The organism is Pseudomonas sp. YA1, assembly GCF_058680555.1.
Window position 1 is genome coordinate 135661 of record NZ_JBZWBG010000001.1, and the last position, 15750, is coordinate 151410.

The window sequence follows — 15750 nt, forward strand, 5'->3', positions numbered from 1 at the left end:
GGAAGCCTGGCGCTTCCTCCGTCGGCGCCCGCCTCACCCGGCGATCAGGGCGCTCGCCGCCTCGCGGTGGCGGGCGATCAGGGCGGCCAGGTCGAGCTCTTCCACGGCACCGTCGACCACTCGCCAGGCGCCGCCGATCATTACCCGGTCGGCACGGTCGGCAGCGCACAGCAGCAGCGCCGAGAGCGGGTCGTGGCTCCCCGAGAAGCGCAGCTCGTCGAGCTTGAACAAGGCCAGGTCGGCCTGCTTGCCGGGGGCCAGCTCGCCGATGTCGCTGCGTCCGAGCAGGCGTGCCGAGCCACGGGTGGCCCAGCCCAAGGCGAGTTCCGGGGTGATCCGCTCGGCGCCGTAGCGCAGGCGTTGCAGGTACAGGGCCTGGCGCGCCTCGAGGATCATGTTCGAGGCGTCGTTGGAGGCCGAACCATCGACTCCCAGGCCGATCGGCGCGCCGGCCGCCTCCAGCTCCACGGTCGGGCAGATGCCCGAGGCCAGGCGCATGTTCGAACTCGGGCAATGGCAGATACCGGTGCCCGCCTCGCCGAGCCGGCGGATCTCCTCGGCGTTGAAGTGGATGCCGTGGGCCAGCCAGGTGCGCGGGCCGAGCCAGCCGACGCTGTCCAGGTAGTCCACGGTGCGCAGGCCGAAGCGCTGCAGGCAGAAGTCTTCCTCGTCGAGGGTCTCCGCCAGGTGGGTGTGCAGGCGTACGTCGTGGCGCGCCGCCAGTTCGGCGCTGGCGCGCATGATCTCCGGAGTCACCGAGAACGGCGAGCAGGGCGCCAGGGCGATCTGCACCCGGGCGCCTTCGCCGCGCTGGTGGTAGCGAGCGATCAGTCGCTCGCTGTCGGCGAGGATGGTCTCGGCTTCCTGCACCGTCTGCTGCGGCGGCAAGCCGCCGTCCTTCTCGCCGAGGCTCATCGAGCCGCGGGTGAGCATGGCGCGCATGCCCAGTTCCTCGACCACCCCGGCCTGCACGTCGATGGCCTGTTCGAGGCCGCCGGGGAACAGGTAGTGGTGGTCGGCGGCAGTGGTGCAGCCGGACAGCAGCAGCTCGGCCAGCGCCACCTTGGTGGCCAGTTCGAGCTTCTCCGGGGTCAGCCGCGCCCAGACCGGATAGAGGGTCTTCAGCCAGGGGAACAGCGGCTGGTTGACCACCGGCGCCCAGGCGCGGGTAAGGGTCTGGTAGAAGTGGTGATGGGTGTTGATGAGTCCCGGCAAGACCACGTGCCGGCTGGCGTCGAACTGGCTGGCGCAGGGCTGCGCGGGCTGTTGGCCGGCGCCGAGCAGCTCGACGATGCGGCCGTCTTCGACGACCAGGCCGCCGGCGGCGTCGAGACCATTGGCGGTGAAGATGGCGAGGGGGTTGCGAATCCAGGTGCGGGACATGTGCGGACCTTCGTCGGATCGGCGGGCCGGCGCGAACGCTGCCGGCCCTCGGTTGATGAGAGCCAGCTCAGTGTTCACCCTGTCTGCTGATCCAGGTCCGCGGGGCGACGGGACGCCGCGCGCGTGGCGATATCCTACAAGGGATTGTCGGAGAGGTGTAAGGCTTTCCTCCCGGCGGCAGCCGGGCGCGGTTTGATGGGGGTCAACGGACGACCTCCGGCAGGGGCATAGAGTGGGGGACTGCATAGCTGAAAACGTAGAACGGAAGGAGCCCCGCATGAGCGAAGAACCCACTGTCACTCCCCCCTCCCCCGAGCAACCCGCCGCGCAGCCGGCCAAGCCGGCCCGGCCAGCCGCCCGCCGCGCCCCACGCAAGCCGGCGACCCGCCGCCCGCGGGTGGTCAGCCCGGCGCAGAAAGCCCGCGAGGAGATCCAGGCGATCAGCCAGAAGCCGGTGGCCCTGCAGGTCGCCAGCGCGCCCCACGGCAGCAGCGAGGACAGCACCTCGGCGAGCCTGCCGGCGAACTATCCCTATCACACGCGGATGCGCCGTAACGAGTACGAGAAAGCCAAGCACGACCTGCAGATCGAACTGCTCAAGGTGCAGAGCTGGGTGAAGGAGACCGGCCAGCGCGTGGTGGTCCTGTTCGAAGGCCGCGACGCCGCCGGCAAGGGCGGTACCATCAAGCGCTTCATGGAGCACCTGAACCCGCGCGGCGCGCGGATCGTAGCCCTGGAGAAACCCTCCTCCCAGGAGCAGGGCCAGTGGTATTTCCAGCGCTACATCCAGCACCTGCCCACCGCCGGCGAGATGGTCTTCTTCGACCGCTCCTGGTACAACCGCGCCGGCGTCGAGCGGGTCATGGGCTTCTGTTCGCCACTGCAATACCTGGAGTTCATGCGCCAGGCCCCCGAGCTGGAGCGCATGCTGAGCAACAGCGGCATCCTGCTGTTCAAGTACTGGTTCTCGGTGAGCCGCGAGGAGCAACTGCGGCGCTTCATCTCGCGCCGCGACGATCCGCTCAAGCACTGGAAGCTGTCGCCCATCGACATCAAGTCTCTGGACAAATGGGACGACTACACCGCCGCCAAGCAGGCGATGTTCTTCCATACCGACACCGCCGACGCGCCGTGGACGGTCATCAAGTCCGACGACAAGAAGCGCGCACGACTCAACTGCATCCGCCACTTCCTGCACGCGCTGGACTACCCGGACAAGGACCGGCGCATCGCCCATGAGCCCGACCCGTTGCTGGTGGGGCCGGCCTCGCGGGTGATCGAGGAGGACGAGAAGGTCTACGCCGAGGCGGCCGCCGCGCCGGGCCACGCGAACCTGGATATCCCGGCCTGAGGCGGGCGGTCGCGCCAACGAAAACGCCCGGGGCGCTTTCGCGCTCCGGGCGTCCCTGGTTCGACGGTCGCTGGCCGGGTCACTCCGGCGCGGAGGTCCGGATCAGGTGGTCGAAGGCGCTCAGCGAAGCCTTGGCGCCCTCGCCCACGGCGATCACGATCTGCTTGTACGGCACCGTGGTCACGTCGCCGGCGGCGAAGATGCCGGGCAGCGAGGTCTCGCCACGGGCGTCGACGATGATCTCGCCACGCGGCGACAGCTCGACGCTGCCCTTGAGCCACTCGGTGTTGGGCAGCAGGCCGATCTGCACGAAGATGCCTTCCAGCTCGATCGACTTGAACTCCTCGGAGTTGCGGTCCTTGTACACCAGGCCGGTGACCTTCTGGCCGTCGCCCTTCACTTCGCTGGTCAGGGCACTGGTGATCACCTCGACGTTCGGCAGGCTGTAGAGCTTGCGTTGCAGCACGGCATCGGCGCGCAACTTGCTGTCGAATTCCAGCAGGGTCACATGGGCGACGATGCCGGCCAGGTCGATGGCCGCCTCGACGCCAGAGTTGCCGCCGCCGATCACCGCCACGCGCTTGCCCTTGAACAGCGGGCCGTCGCAGTGCGGGCAGAAGCACACGCCCTTGGCCTTGTATTCCTGCTCGCCGGGCACGCCCATTTCGCGCCAGCGAGCGCCGGTGGCGAGGATCAGGGTCTTGGCCTTGAGGCTGCCGCCGCTCTCGAACTGCACCTCGTGCAACTCGCCGGTGTTCTTCGCCGGAACCAGCTTGCTGGCGCGCTGCAGGTTCATGATGTCGACCTCGTAGTGACGCACGTGCTCTTCCAGCGCCCGCGCCAGCTTCGGCCCTTCGGTCTCCTGCACCGAGATGAAGTTCTCGATGGCCATGGTGTCCAGCACCTGGCCGCCGAAGCGCTCGGCGGCGACGCCGGTGCGAATGCCCTTGCGCGCGGCGTAGATCGCCGCCGCGGCTCCGGCCGGGCCACCGCCGACCACCAGCACGTCGAAGGCGTCGCGGGCGGTCAGCTTCTCGGCGTCGCGGGCGGCGGCGCCGGTGTCGATCTTGGCGAGGATCTCTTCCACGCCCATGCGGCCCTGGCCGAAGACTTCGCCGTTGAGGTAGATGCTCGGCACCGACATGATCTGGCGCGTCTCGACCTCATCCTGGAACAGCGCGCCGTCGATGGCGACGTGACGGATGTTCGGGTTGAGCACGGCCATCAGGTTCAGCGCCTGGACCACGTCCGGGCAGTTCTGGCAGGACAGCGAGAAGTAGGTTTCGAACTCGAAGGTGCCCTCGATGCCCTTGACCTGCTCGATCACGTCCGCGTCGAGCTTGGAGGGGTGGCCGCCTACCTGCAGCAGGGCCAGCACCAGCGAGGTGAATTCGTGGCCCATGGGGATACCGGCGAAGCGCAGGCCGATGTCCGCACCGGGGCGGTTCAGCGAGAACGACGGTTTGCGCGCATCGCTGCCGTCGGTCTTCAGGGTGATCTTGTCGGTCAGGCCGACGATGTCTTGCAGCAGGCCCAGCAGCTCGCGGGATTTGTCGCTGTCATCGAGGGACGCGACGATCTCGAACGGCTGGCTGACCTTTTCCAGGTAGGCCTTCAACTGGGTTTTAAGATTGGCGTCCAACATGGTTCAGCTCCTCGAAATTCGGGCAAACGTATCCCCGGCGGATGGGACATCCGCCCTGCACGGCGCGTTGGCTGGGTGAAGGGTGGACGATCCGCGAGGGATCGTCCGCCGGAGAGGCTGGCGGCGAATGCCGCCGGCGCGGTCTTAGATCTTGCCGACCAGGTCCAGGGACGGAGCGAGGGTCTTCTCGCCTTCCTTCCACTTGGCCGGGCAGACTTCGCCCGGGTGAGCGGCGGTGTACTGGGCGGCCTTCAGCTTGCGTACGGTCTCGCCGACGTCACGAGCGATCTCGTTGGAGTGGATCTCGACGGTCTTGATCACGCCTTCCGGGTTGATCACGAAGGTACCGCGCAGGGCCAGGCCTTCTTCCGGGATGTGCACGCCGAAGGCGTTGGTCAGCTGGTGGGTCGGGTCGCCGATCAGCGGGAACTGGGCCTTGCCGACGGCCGGGGAGGTTTCGTGCCAGACCTTGTGCGAGAAGTGGGTGTCGGTGGTCACGATGTAGACCTCGGCACCGGCTTTCTGGAACTCGCCGTAGTTGTTGGCGGCGTCTTCGATCTCGGTCGGGCAGTTGAAGGTGAAGGCAGCCGGCATGAAGATCAGGACCGACCACTTGCCCTTCAGGGATTCCTCGGTCACCTCGATGAACTTGCCGTTGTGGAAAGCGTTGACCTTGAACGGTTGGACTTGAGTGTTGATCAGGGACATCAGTCGTTCCTCTCTCAGTTGAATGGGGTGTTTCAAATCGACTGGGAGAATCTTAACGGGGTTCGGCAAAAATGCCCCATTGATTTAGGCCATCAGTGAAATTATCTAAATCTATCGAAGAATATATAAATAGTTAAAACAACTAATCGAAGAACCTGCCCTCGTCAGTGCCCGGCCTTCCACGGCTGGCCCAGGGAAACCGGGGCATACAGCCGGGTGCGCAGGGCATCGCGGGAGAGCAGGACCAGCACCAGGATGGTCGCCGCATAGGGCAGCATCGCCAGCAGGTTGGCCGGAATCGACAGCCCGATCCCCTGGGCCACCAGGTGCAGGATGCTGGCCAGGCCGAACAACCAGGCACCGAGCAGCACGCGGAACACCCGCCAACTGGCGAAGACCACCAGCGCCAGGGCGATCCAGCCACGTCCGGCGGTCATGTTCTCCGCCCACATCGGCGTGTAGGCCAGCGACAGGTAGGCACCGGCCAGGCCGGCCATGGCGCCGCCGAAGAGCACCGCCAGGGTGCGCACGCGCAGCACCGGAAGGCCCATCGCGCTGGCCGCGTCGGGGTTCTCGCCGACCGCCTGGAGAACCAGCCCGGCGCGGCTGCGCAGGAGCATCCAGGCGACCGCGGCGAACAGCGCCAGGCTCAGGTAGACCAGCGCGTCCTGGGCGAACAGCATGCGCCCGAGCAGCGGCAACTCGCCCAGCACCGGCAGCGCCAGCGGGGCGAACCCTTGCAGCGGCTTGCCGACCCAGGCGGCGCCGACGAACGACGACAGGCCGACGCCGAAGATGGTCAGCGCCAGGCCGCAGGCCACCTGGTTGGCGTTCAGGTACAGGGCGACCCCGGCGAACAGCGCCGCCAGCAGCATGCCGGCGAGCACCGCGAGGAGCACGCCGAGCCACAGGCTGCCGCTGGAGAAGGCGACCATGAAGCCGATCACCGCGCCGAACAGCATCATCCCCTCCTGGCCCAGGTTGAGCACTCCGCTTCTCTCGCAGACCAGTTCGCCCAGGGCCACCAGCAGCAGCGGAGTACCGGTGCGGACCATGGCGAACAGCAGGTTGTCGAGCAGATCGATATCCATCGTGGTTCCTCGGCGGTTCGGTCAGGCCAGGGCGTCGCGCAGCGCCGGGCGCTTGCGCCAGCGTCCGTGCAAACGTGGGCGGTAGAGGATCAGCACGTCGCAGGCGAGGAGGAAGAACAGCATCATCCCCTGGAACAGCCCGGTCAGCGCCAACGGCAGGTTGAGGCTCATCTGCGCGGCCTCGCCGCCGAGGTAGAGCAACGCCATCAGCAGGCTGGCGCAGAGGATGCCGAAGGGATTGAGACGGCCGAGGAAGGCCACGGTGATCGCCGCATAGCCGTAGCCCGGCGAGACCTGCGGCACCAGTTGGCCGATCGGCCCGGCGACCTCGCAGACGCCGGCCAGGCCTGCCAGCGCGCCGGAGAACAGCAGCACGAACCAGACCAGGCGCTTCTCGCGGAAACCGACGAAACCGGCGGCGCGGCGGTCGAGGCCGAGCACGCGGACCTGGAAACCGAGGAAGCTGCGCTGCGCCAGCACCCAGACCGCCGCCAGCGCCAGCAGGCCGAACAATGCGCCAAGGTGCACCCGGCTGTCCTCGAACAGCGCCGGCAGGCGGCTGGCCTCGCCGAACAGCGCCGACTGCGGGAAGTTGAAGCCATCCGGGTCCTTCAACGGCCCGTGCACGCCGTACAGCAGCAGGTTCAGCGCGATGTAGTTGAGCATGATGGTGGTCAGGATCTCGTTGGCGTTGAAGCGCGTTCGCAGCCAGGCGGCGAACCCGGCCCAGAGCGCCCCGGCAGCGGTGCCGGCGAGCAGCACCCAGGCCAGCGCCCAGCGGCTCTGCCAGTCGAGCAACTGGATCGCCACCGCGCTGCCGGCCAGGGCGCCGACCAGCAACTGGCCCTCCGCGCCGATGTTCCACACGCGCGCCTGGTAGGCCAGTGCCAGGCCGAGGGCACACAGCAGGATCGGCATGGCCTTGACCAGCAGCTCGCCGAGCCCATAGAGGTCGCTGAGCGGCTGTACCAGCACGGTATGCAGGGTCTGCCACGGATCGTGGCCGAGACAGGCGAACAGCAGCGCGCCGCAGACCAGGGTCAGCAACCCCGCCAGCAGCGGAGAGGCCAGCAGCATCCAGCGCGACTGCCGGCCGCGCGGTTCCAGGGACAACAGCATCACAGGCTCCCTTGGGCAACGGCGCCGGCGACCGCCGCCGGCGCCTCGAATTGACCGGCCATCCAGCCGCCGACCTGCTGCGGCGAAGCGCTCGCGGTGGCGACCGCCGGGCACAGCCGACCCGAACACAGCGCGGCGATGCGGTCGCTGAGCAGGAACAGCTCGTCGAGGTCCTCGGAGACCACCAGGATCGCCGTACCGGCATCGCGCAAGGCAATCAGCGCGCGGTGGATCAGCGCCGCCGCGCCGACGTCCACGCCCCAGGTGGGATGCGCCGCCACCAGCAGGCGCGGGGCCTGGAGGATCTCGCGGCCGAGGATGAACTTCTGCAGGTTGCCGCCGGAAAGGCTGCGTGCCGGCGCCCCGGCACCCGGGGCCTTCACGGCGAAACGGCGGATGATCTCCTCGGCCAGCGCCAGCACCTTGCGCCGCCGGACCAACCCGCGCTTCACCAGTCCCTGCTGGAAGGCGGTGAGCAGCGCATTGTCCGCCAGGCTCATCTCCGGCACCGCGCCGTGCCCCAGCCGCTCGGCGGGCACGAAGGCCTGGCCGGCGCGGCGCCGCGCATCCGGCGCCAGGTGCGCGCCGGCGCAGCCGCCGAGGCGGATGCGCTCGGCCTGGGCGCGCGGCAGGCGCACTTCGCCGCTGAGCAGGGCAAGCAACTCGTCCTGGCCATTGCCGGCGACCCCGGCGATACCGAGGATCTCGCCGCTGCGCACCTCCAGGTCGAGGCCGGCGAAGGACACGCCGAAGGGGTCCGGGTTGCGCCAGTGCAGGTCGCGCACCTGGAGGAAAGGCGCGCCGCCGGTGACCTTCGGATACTCCGCCGCCAGGCCCTCGGCGTCGCCCACCATCAGCCGCGCCAGCTCGAGATCGGAACATTGCGCCGGCACGCACTGTCCGGCCACCCGTCCGCCGCGCAGCACCGTGGCGCGCTGGCAGAGCGCACGGACCTCGGCCAACTTGTGGCTGATGAAGAGGACACTGCAACCCTCCTCCGCAAGACGGCGCAGGGTGACGAAGAGATCCTCGGCCTCGCGCGGGGTCAGCACCGAGGTCGGCTCGTCGAGGATCAGCAGGCGGATGTCCTGCATCAGGCAGCGCACGATTTCCACCCGCTGGCGCTCGCCGATGGACAGCCCACGGACCAGCCGGCGAGGCTCCAGCGGCATGCCGTAGCGCTGCGACACCTCGCGAATACGCGCCTCCAACCGGCGCGGGCTGCCCGCCTCGGCGCCGAGGGCGAGCGCGATGTTCTCCGCCACGCTGAGCGTCTCGAACAGGGAGAAATGCTGGAACACCATGCCGATCCCCAGCGCCCGGGCGCGAGCCGGGTCGCGCACCTGCACCGGCTCGCCCTGCCAGCGGATCTCGCCGGCATCGGGACGGGTCACGCCGTAGATGATCTTCATCAGCGTGCTCTTGCCGGCGCCGTTCTCACCGAGCAGGGCGTGGATCTCGCCGGCGTCGATGCACAGGTCGATGCGGTCGTTGGCCAGGCAACCCGGATAGCGCTTGCTGATCCCGCGCAGTTCGAGGCGCGGCGGCGCGAAGGAGGAAGGTGCGGACATGGCGGACCCGGTCGGTTGCTCGACGATGCCGCGGCCGGTGCAAATACCTGGCCAGGAGGTCAGGAAAGCCCTGGAACGCGGCTTGCGCCGGGAGCCACGGGCCAGGCTGCCGCGCCGAGCGGCACCAAGCCGGGGCACGCCTGGGACGCCGCGGCACATTTGCGGGCAACCCCTGCGGCGCACCCGCGTGAGCATTTGTCGCAAAACAGTCATCACCACCTTGCTCACAGAGTTATCCACAGCGTGTCGGGAGCCCATCCGGGACCTTGGGAAGCCTCCCGCGCCGACCGTCCCGGCAATTTTCGCAACATCGGCGCTGGACAGAAAACAGCCAACCCGGCAGGTCATGAGCACGACCTGGCAAGGCACTTTTTCCAACACTTTGCCAACAGCTTTATCCACAAGATATCGACAGCCGTTCGGAGTAACCCGGCAGAACGACCTCTCCCGGCCAAGCCATGGCTCGGCCGAATCCCTGGGGCAGCCCCGGCGGCCCGCTTCCGGCATAGTTTGCCAACAGCTTTTCCACAGGAAACCCGCGGAACGGGAATGCCCGTGAAAATGTCTCCAGGACTTCCCCTTTAGACGCCATGATGCCCATGGATACTGGGTTTTCCGGCTTTCCAGGAAAGTCCGCGGCGATCGACGGAAGCATGCTCGGCGGCGCTATGGGTGGATCCGCTGTCCACAGTTTCGCGATGCACCGTCGTGGCGCATTCCACAGCACCTTTTCCCTGGCTCTTTCGCCAACCGGGAGAAATCCTGCGGCTCCGTCCAATGCCTTTCCCCCGACCGCCGAAGGCATTTTTTCAACGGGGAATGCGAACAGCTTTTCCACAGACAAACCCACAGAAGCGCCAGTTGCCGACCGGGCATTTCGCAAGGCGGATTCAAGGTGCCGGAACGCTTTCCGCGGATCGCCTGCCGGAAGCCAGATGGGCACATCCCGCAATGGCTCGTGCAATCTTTCCGCACACGCGCTACACACAGACTTATCCACAGCATGCGCACAGTGCATAATGGCGGAAGCGAGATCACGCGCCAAAGACGGGATATTTCCGTCGATTTCCCGGACTAAAGAGGCGAAAGCGCCGTTCCGGCAGCAGAGGAGATGAACGATGCAGTACCTGCTGGCAACTTCGTCCCCCCACTTATCCTGCACTCCGACCACGGCGGGAGCGCGATGAGCAGTTCAGCCCATCGCGGGCGGATCCTGCATTTCCTCGGCGACCCGGCGAAGCTCGGCGACAAGGCCTGGGAGTATTTCGAGGACGGCCTGCTGTGGATCGAACACGGCCACGTGCGCGCGCTCGATCACGCAGCCTACCTGCTGCCGCAACTGCCCGCCGACCTGCCGCTGGAGGAGCATCCGCAGCGCCTGCTGCTGCCCGGCTTCGTCGATTGCCATGTGCATTACCCGCAACTCGGAGTGATCGCCTCCTACGGCACCCAACTGCTGGACTGGCTGGAAACCCACACCTTTCCCGCCGAGCAGCGCTTTGCCGATGCCGGCTACGCCGCCGCCCAAGCCGAGCTGTTCCTCGACGAACTGCTGCGCCACGGCACCACTACCGCGCTGGTGTTCGGCACGGTCCATGCGGTATCCGCCGAGGCATTCTTCCAGGCCGCGCAGAAGCGCCGCCTGCGGATGATCGCCGGCAAGGTGCTGATGGACCGCAACGCGCCGCCGGCGCTGTGCGATACCGCGGCCAGTGGCTACGCCGAGAGCCGCGCGCTGATCGAGCGCTGGCACGGCAACGGGCGCCTGCAATACGCGGTCACCCCGCGCTTCGCGCCGACCTCCTCGCCCGAGCAACTGGCCGCGGCGGCGCGCCTGCTGGACGAGTATCCCGGCGTCTACCTGCACACCCATCTTTCGGAGAACCTCAAGGAAGTCGCCTGGGTCGGCGAGCTGTTTCCCCAGGCGCAGGACTACCTGGACGTCTATCATCGCGCCGGCCTGGTCGGCGAACGCAGCGTGTTCGCCCATGGCATCCATCTCTCCGAACGCGAATGCCGCTGCCTGGCGCACAAGAACGCGGCGCTGGCGCACTGTCCCAGTTCCAACCTGTTCATCGGCTCCGGCCTGTTCGACCTTGGCCGCGCCCAGCAATACGGCATCCGCGTCGGCATCGGTAGCGACGTCGGCGGCGGCACCAGCCTGTCGCTGCTGGCCAACCTCGCCGACGCCTACAAGATCCAGCAATTGCGCGGCACCAGCCTCGATCCGTTCCAGGCGCTCTACCTGGCCACCCTCGGCGGCGCCAGGGCGCTCGACCTGGACGGCCTGGTCGGTAACTTCCTGCCCGGCCGCGAGGCCGACTTCGTCGCTCTCGACCTGGCCGCCACGCCGATGATCGCCCAGCGCATGGAGCATGCGCGCGGCCTGGCCGATACCCTGTTCGTGCTGAACACCCTGGGCGACGACCGCGCGGTGGCGGAGACCTGGGTGATGGGGGAGCGGCGCCATGCGAAGGGGTGAGAGCCTCTTTCCCGCGTTGGCTCGGCCCGTCGCTGCATGCCACCTCCTCGCGCTGTTAGAGAAAAGGCACCGTTCGGCGGACGGCCGAAGCTCGCGTCACTCCATCCGCGCCCTCACGACACCGCCACCGCCTCCAGGAACCGTTCCAGCACCAGGTTCGGCCGGCGTCCCTTGCGGGTCACGATGGTCAGCGCGATGGCGTAGTGGAAACGCTCCGGCAGCAGGGGCCGCAGCATCCCGGCGGCGACCCAGTCGGCGGCGTAGTGCGACGGCAGGTAGCCGATGAAGTTGCCGGTCAGGATCAGGAACGCCATGCCCTCGCGGTCCGAGGCGCTGGCACTGTTGTTCAGTTCCTGGTGGCGCGCCTGGGCTTCGGCGGGCAGGCGGTAGCTGGGCGCCACGGCGTCCGCGGCGAGCACCTCGTCCACCGCGATATCGCCGTCGGCGCGCTCGAACAGTGCGTGGCCGCGGCTGCAATAGAGCTGCGCGTGCTCGTCATACAGCGGCAGGTACTCGAGCCCCGACAGCGGACTGATCAACGGCACCACGCCGACATGCAGGTGGCCGTCGAGCACGCCCAGTTCGATCTCGTTGGGGGTGGTCATGCCGATGTTGATCCGCACCTGCGGTCCCTGCCCCTTGAGCGCGCTGAGAGCGTGGGTGATGCGCATCTGCGGCAGGGTCACCAGGTTGTTGATGATGCCGATGTTGAGTTCGCCGCGCAGGTGCTGGTGCAGGTCGTTGACCTCGGCGCGGAACCCCTCCAGCGCCGCCAGCAGGGTCTGGGTCGCGCGATAGACCTCGCGGCCCTCGTCGGTCAGGGCGAAGCCGGCGCGGCCGCGCTGGCACAGGCGCATGCCCAGGCGCTTCTCCAGGTCGCCCATGTGCAGGCTGATCGCCGAGCGGCTGAGGCCGAGAGTGCTCTCGGCGGCGGAGAAACTGCCGCACTCGACGATGGTCTTGAAGATGCGCAGCAGGCGGATATCGAAATCGCTGACCTGGCCGAGCGACGGGTTGCGGGATTTGGCCATTATTGTTTTACCCAGTCGAAACTAAACGTGAGAAGAATAAGCTTTATCTAACCTTTCGTCAGGGCCAAGCTTGATCCAACGCTCCGCCGCCGCGTGCGCGGAACCTTCCAACAAGAAAGCCCGAGGATCGAACGATGAACCAGCCGCTCAACGTGGCCCCGCCGGTTTCCAGCGAACTCAACCTGCGCGCCCACTGGATGCCCTTCTCCGCCAACCGCAACTTCCAGAAGGACCCGCGGATCATCGTCGCCGCCGAAGGCAGCTGGCTGACCGACGACAAGGGCCGCAAGGTCTACGACAGCCTGTCCGGCCTGTGGACCTGCGGCGCCGGCCACTCGCGCAAGGAAATCCAGGAGGCGGTGGCTCGCCAGCTCGGCACCCTCGACTACTCGCCGGGCTTCCAGTACGGCCATCCGCTGTCCTTCCAGTTGGCCGAGAAGATCGCCGGGTTGCTGCCAGGCGAACTGAACCACGTGTTCTTCACCGGTTCCGGCTCCGAGTGCGCCGACACCTCGATCAAGATGGCCCGCGCCTACTGGCGCCTGAAAGGCCAGCCGCAGAAGACCAAGCTGATCGGCCGCGCCCGCGGCTACCACGGGGTCAACGTCGCCGGCACCAGCCTCGGCGGGATCGGCGGCAACCGCAAGATGTTCGGCCAGTTGATGGACGTCGACCACCTGCCGCACACCCTGCAACCGGGCATGGCGTTCACCCGCGGGATGGCCCAGACCGGCGGCGTCGAGCTGGCCAACGAGCTGCTCAAGCTGATCGAGCTGCACGACGCCTCGAACATCGCCGCGGTGATCGTCGAGCCGATGTCCGGCTCCGCCGGCGTACTGGTACCGCCGGTCGGCTACCTGCAGCGCCTGCGCGAGATCTGCGACCAGCACAACATCCTGCTGATCTTCGACGAGGTGATCACCGCCTTCGGCCGCCTGGGCACCTACAGCGGCGCCGAGTACTTCGGCGTCACCCCGGACCTGATGAACGTCGCCAAGCAGGTCACCAACGGCGCCGTGCCGATGGGCGCGGTGATCGCCAGCAGCGAGATCTACGACACCTTCATGAACCAGGCGCTGCCCGAGCACGCGGTGGAGTTCAGCCACGGCTACACCTACTCCGCGCACCCGGTCGCCTGCGCCGCCGGCCTCGCCGCGCTGGACATCCTGGCCAGGGACAACCTGGTGCAGCAGTCCGCCGAGCTGGCGCCGCACTTCGAGAAGGGCCTGCACGGCCTGCAAGGCGCGAAGAACGTCATCGACATCCGCAACTGCGGCCTGGCCGGCGCGATCCAGATCGCCCCGCGCGACGGCGATCCGACCGTGCGTCCGTTCGAGGCCGGCATGAAGCTCTGGCAACAGGGTTTCTACGTGCGCTTCGGCGGCGATACCCTGCAATTCGGCCCGACCTTCAACGCCAGGCCGGAAGAGCTGGACCGCCTGTTCGACGCGGTCGGCGAAGCGCTCAACGGCATCGCCTGATGAGCGGCCGCCCGCAAGCCGTACCCACCGTGCAGGTGGACAACGCCGAGGTGATCGTGACCGAATGGCGCTTCGCCCCCGGCGCGGAAACCGGGCGCCACCGCCACGGCCACGACTATGTGGTGGTACCGCTGACCGACGGCACGCTGCTGCTGGAAACCCCAGAGGGCGACCGTCACGCGCCGCTGGTCGCCGGACAGGCCTACTTCCGCAAGGCCGGCGTCGAGCACAACGTGATCAACGCCAGCGCACACGAAGTGGTCTTCGTCGAGACCGAGATCAAGTAATCCGCACCCGCTCCCCAGGGAGCGGGTAAAGGGAAAGGGCCACGGCCCTTTCGTCACCCCTAGCGAAGAGAGAACAAGACAAGATGGGCACCCTCCACCACCTGATCAACGGCGAAATGGTCGCCGACAACGGCCGCAGCGCCGACGTCTTCAACCCCTCCACCGGCGAAGCCATCCACAAGGTCCCGCTGGCCGACGGCAAGACCCTGCAGAAAGCCATCGATGCCGCCAGGGCCGCCTTCCCGGCCTGGCGCAACACCCCGCCGGCCAAGCGCGCACAGGTGCTGTACCGCTTCAAGCAACTGCTGGAGCAGAACGAGGCGCGGATTTCCAAGCTGATCAGCGAAGAGCACGGCAAGACCCTGGAAGACGCCGCCGGCGAACTCAAGCGCGGCATCGAGAACGTCGAGTACGCCTGCGCCGCCCCGGAAATCCTCAAGGGCGAGTACAGCCGCAACGTCGGCCCGAACATCGACGCCTGGAGCGACTTCCAGCCGATCGGCGTGGTCGCCGGGATCACCCCGTTCAACTTCCCGGCGATGGTGCCGCTGTGGATGTACCCGCTGGCCATCGCCTGCGGCAACACCTTCATCCTCAAGCCCTCCGAGCGCGACCCCAGCTCCACCCTGCTGATCGCCGAGCTGTTCCACGAAGCCGGCCTGCCGAAGGGCGTGCTGAACGTGGTGCACGGCGACAAGGAAGCCGTGGACGGCCTGCTCCAGGCGCCGGAAGTGAAAGCCATCAGCTTCGTCGGCTCGACCCCCATCGCCGAATACATCTATGCCGAGGGCACCAAGCGCGGCAAGCGCGTGCAGGCCCTGGGCGGCGCGAAGAACCATGCGGTGCTGATGCCCGACGCCGACCTCGACAACGCCGTCAGCGCGCTGATGGGTGCCGCCTACGGCTCCTGCGGCGAGCGCTGCATGGCGATCTCGGTGGCGGTATGCGTCGGCGACCAGGTGGCCGACGCGCTGATCGCCAAGCTGGTTCCGCAGATCAAGGCGCTGAAGATCGGCGCCGGCACTTCCTGCGGCCTCGACATGGGCCCGCTGGTCACTGCCGCCGCGCAGGCCAAGGTCACCGGCTACATCGACAGCGGCGTGGCCCAGGGTGCGGAGCTGGTGGTGGACGGCCGCGGCTACCAGGTCGCCGGCCACGAGAACGGCTTCTTCCTCGGCGGCAGCCTGTTCGACCGGGTGACCCCGGAAATGACCATCTACAAGGAAGAGATCTTCGGCCCGGTGCTGTGCGTGGTTCGCGTCAACAGCCTGGAAGAGGCCATGCAGTTGATCAACGACCACGAATACGGCAACGGCACCTGCATCTTCACTCGCGACGGCGAGGCCGCCCGCCTGTTCTGCGACGAGATCGAGGTCGGCATGGTCGGCGTCAACGTCCCGCTGCCGGTGCCGGTGGCCTACCACAGCTTCGGCGGCTGGAAGCGCTCGCTGTTCGGCGACCTCCACGCCTACGGCCCGGACGGCGTGCGCTTCTACACCCGGCGCAAGGCCATCACCCAGCGCTGGCCGCAGCGGGCCAGCCACGAGGCCTCGCAATTCGCCTTCCCCAGCCTCTGAAGGCTGACGACAACAGGCATGGTC

The 15750-nt window shown here is 67.6% G+C and carries 12 protein-coding genes; 5 read left to right on the forward strand and 7 right to left on the reverse strand.

The features are described 5' to 3' along the window. Positions 1–33: 33 nt before the first annotated feature. Entirely contained in the window at positions 34–1383 is a 1350-nt protein-coding gene (locus tag AC4OR5_RS00620) for an 8-oxoguanine deaminase (RefSeq protein WP_058159898.1), read from the reverse strand. A 454-nt stretch (positions 1384–1837) separates the two neighbouring features. On the opposite strand from AC4OR5_RS00620, the gene ppk2 reads away from it, so the two are divergent. After that, complete coding sequence (gene ppk2, locus AC4OR5_RS00625; protein ID WP_003137024.1) at positions 1838–2734, forward strand: polyphosphate kinase 2; 897 nt, start codon at positions 1838–1840, stop codon at positions 2732–2734. A 79-nt stretch (positions 2735–2813) separates the two neighbouring features. On the opposite strand, the gene ahpF is transcribed toward ppk2, so the two are convergent. The 5 genes from ahpF to AC4OR5_RS00650 all read right to left on the reverse strand — a co-directional run bounded on the left by ahpF (position 2814) and on the right by AC4OR5_RS00650 (position 8868). Further along, the gene (gene ahpF / locus AC4OR5_RS00630) at positions 2814–4379 is read right to left on the reverse strand and encodes an alkyl hydroperoxide reductase subunit F (protein WP_023092263.1); all 1566 of its coding nucleotides are present in this window, start codon (positions 4377–4379) and stop codon (positions 2814–2816) included. 144 nt (positions 4380–4523) lie between these two features. After that, a complete protein-coding gene (gene ahpC / locus AC4OR5_RS00635) occupies positions 4524–5087 on the reverse strand; it encodes an alkyl hydroperoxide reductase subunit C (RefSeq protein ID WP_003083828.1) in 564 nt (187 codons plus the stop codon). A gap of 164 nt (positions 5088–5251) precedes the next feature. Then, positions 5252–6178 carry an ABC transporter permease gene (locus tag AC4OR5_RS00640; RefSeq protein ID WP_003083821.1) on the reverse strand — a complete coding sequence of 309 codons (927 nt, stop codon included), beginning with the start codon at positions 6176–6178 and terminating at the stop codon, positions 5252–5254. Positions 6179–6199: 21 nt separating this feature from the next. Beyond that, a complete protein-coding gene (locus AC4OR5_RS00645) occupies positions 6200–7297 on the reverse strand; it encodes an ABC transporter permease (protein ID WP_003107144.1) in 1098 nt (365 codons plus the stop codon). Continuing rightward, a complete protein-coding gene (locus AC4OR5_RS00650) occupies positions 7297–8868 on the reverse strand; it encodes an ABC transporter ATP-binding protein (protein WP_058159896.1) in 1572 nt (523 codons plus the stop codon). The genes AC4OR5_RS00645 and AC4OR5_RS00650 overlap by 1 nt, the downstream gene beginning before the upstream one ends. Positions 8869–9979: 1111 nt before the next feature. Between AC4OR5_RS00650 and guaD the strand changes: the two genes are divergently transcribed. Continuing rightward, a complete protein-coding gene (gene guaD, locus AC4OR5_RS00655) occupies positions 9980–11350 on the forward strand; it encodes a guanine deaminase (RefSeq protein ID WP_003128340.1) in 1371 nt (456 codons plus the stop codon). 113 nt (positions 11351–11463) lie between these two features. Here the strand turns inward: guaD and bauR are convergent, their stop codons facing one another. Beyond that, a complete protein-coding gene (gene bauR, locus AC4OR5_RS00660; protein ID WP_003083805.1) occupies positions 11464–12381 on the reverse strand; it encodes an HTH-type transcriptional activator BauR in 918 nt (305 codons plus the stop codon). Between the two features lie 134 nt (positions 12382–12515). Here bauR and bauA point away from each other — a divergent pair, with 134 nt between their 5' ends. The 3 genes from bauA to AC4OR5_RS00675 all read left to right on the forward strand — a co-directional run bounded on the left by bauA (position 12516) and on the right by AC4OR5_RS00675 (position 15726). Further along, positions 12516–13862 (forward strand): beta-alanine--pyruvate aminotransferase, encoded by a 1347-nt coding sequence (bauA, locus tag AC4OR5_RS00665; protein WP_003083801.1) that lies wholly within the window; start codon positions 12516–12518, stop codon positions 13860–13862. After that, the gene (gene bauB, locus AC4OR5_RS00670; protein WP_003083790.1) at positions 13862–14149 is read left to right on the forward strand and encodes a beta-alanine degradation protein BauB; all 288 of its coding nucleotides are present in this window, start codon (positions 13862–13864) and stop codon (positions 14147–14149) included. The genes bauA and bauB overlap by 1 nt, the downstream gene beginning before the upstream one ends. An 83-nt stretch (positions 14150–14232) precedes the next feature. Further along, on the forward strand, positions 14233–15726 hold the full coding sequence (locus AC4OR5_RS00675) for a CoA-acylating methylmalonate-semialdehyde dehydrogenase (RefSeq protein ID WP_003101230.1): 1494 nt from the start codon (positions 14233–14235) through the stop codon (positions 15724–15726). Positions 15727–15750 lie beyond the last annotated feature (24 nt).

Coding starts and splice junctions, on each gene's coding strand:
- AC4OR5_RS00620 (WP_058159898.1), bottom strand. CDS start 1,383: ATGTCCCGCACCTGGATTCGCAACCCCCTCGCCATCTTCACCGCCAAT.
- ahpF (WP_023092263.1), bottom strand. CDS start 4,379: ATGTTGGACGCCAATCTTAAAACCCAGTTGAAGGCCTACCTGGAAAAG.
- ahpC (WP_003083828.1), bottom strand. CDS start 5,087: ATGTCCCTGATCAACACTCAAGTCCAACCGTTCAAGGTCAACGCTTTC.
- AC4OR5_RS00640 (WP_003083821.1), bottom strand. CDS start 6,178: ATGGATATCGATCTGCTCGACAACCTGCTGTTCGCCATGGTCCGCACC.
- AC4OR5_RS00645 (WP_003107144.1), bottom strand. CDS start 7,297: ATGCTGTTGTCCCTGGAACCGCGCGGCCGGCAGTCGCGCTGGATGCTG.
- AC4OR5_RS00650 (WP_058159896.1), bottom strand. CDS start 8,868: ATGTCCGCACCTTCCTCCTTCGCGCCGCCGCGCCTCGAACTGCGCGGG.
- guaD (WP_003128340.1), top strand. CDS start 9,980: ATGAACGATGCAGTACCTGCTGGCAACTTCGTCCCCCCACTTATCCTG.
- bauR (WP_003083805.1), bottom strand. CDS start 12,381: ATGGCCAAATCCCGCAACCCGTCGCTCGGCCAGGTCAGCGATTTCGAT.
- bauA (WP_003083801.1), top strand. CDS start 12,516: ATGAACCAGCCGCTCAACGTGGCCCCGCCGGTTTCCAGCGAACTCAAC.
- bauB (WP_003083790.1), top strand. CDS start 13,862: ATGAGCGGCCGCCCGCAAGCCGTACCCACCGTGCAGGTGGACAACGCC.
- AC4OR5_RS00675 (WP_003101230.1), top strand. CDS start 14,233: ATGGGCACCCTCCACCACCTGATCAACGGCGAAATGGTCGCCGACAAC.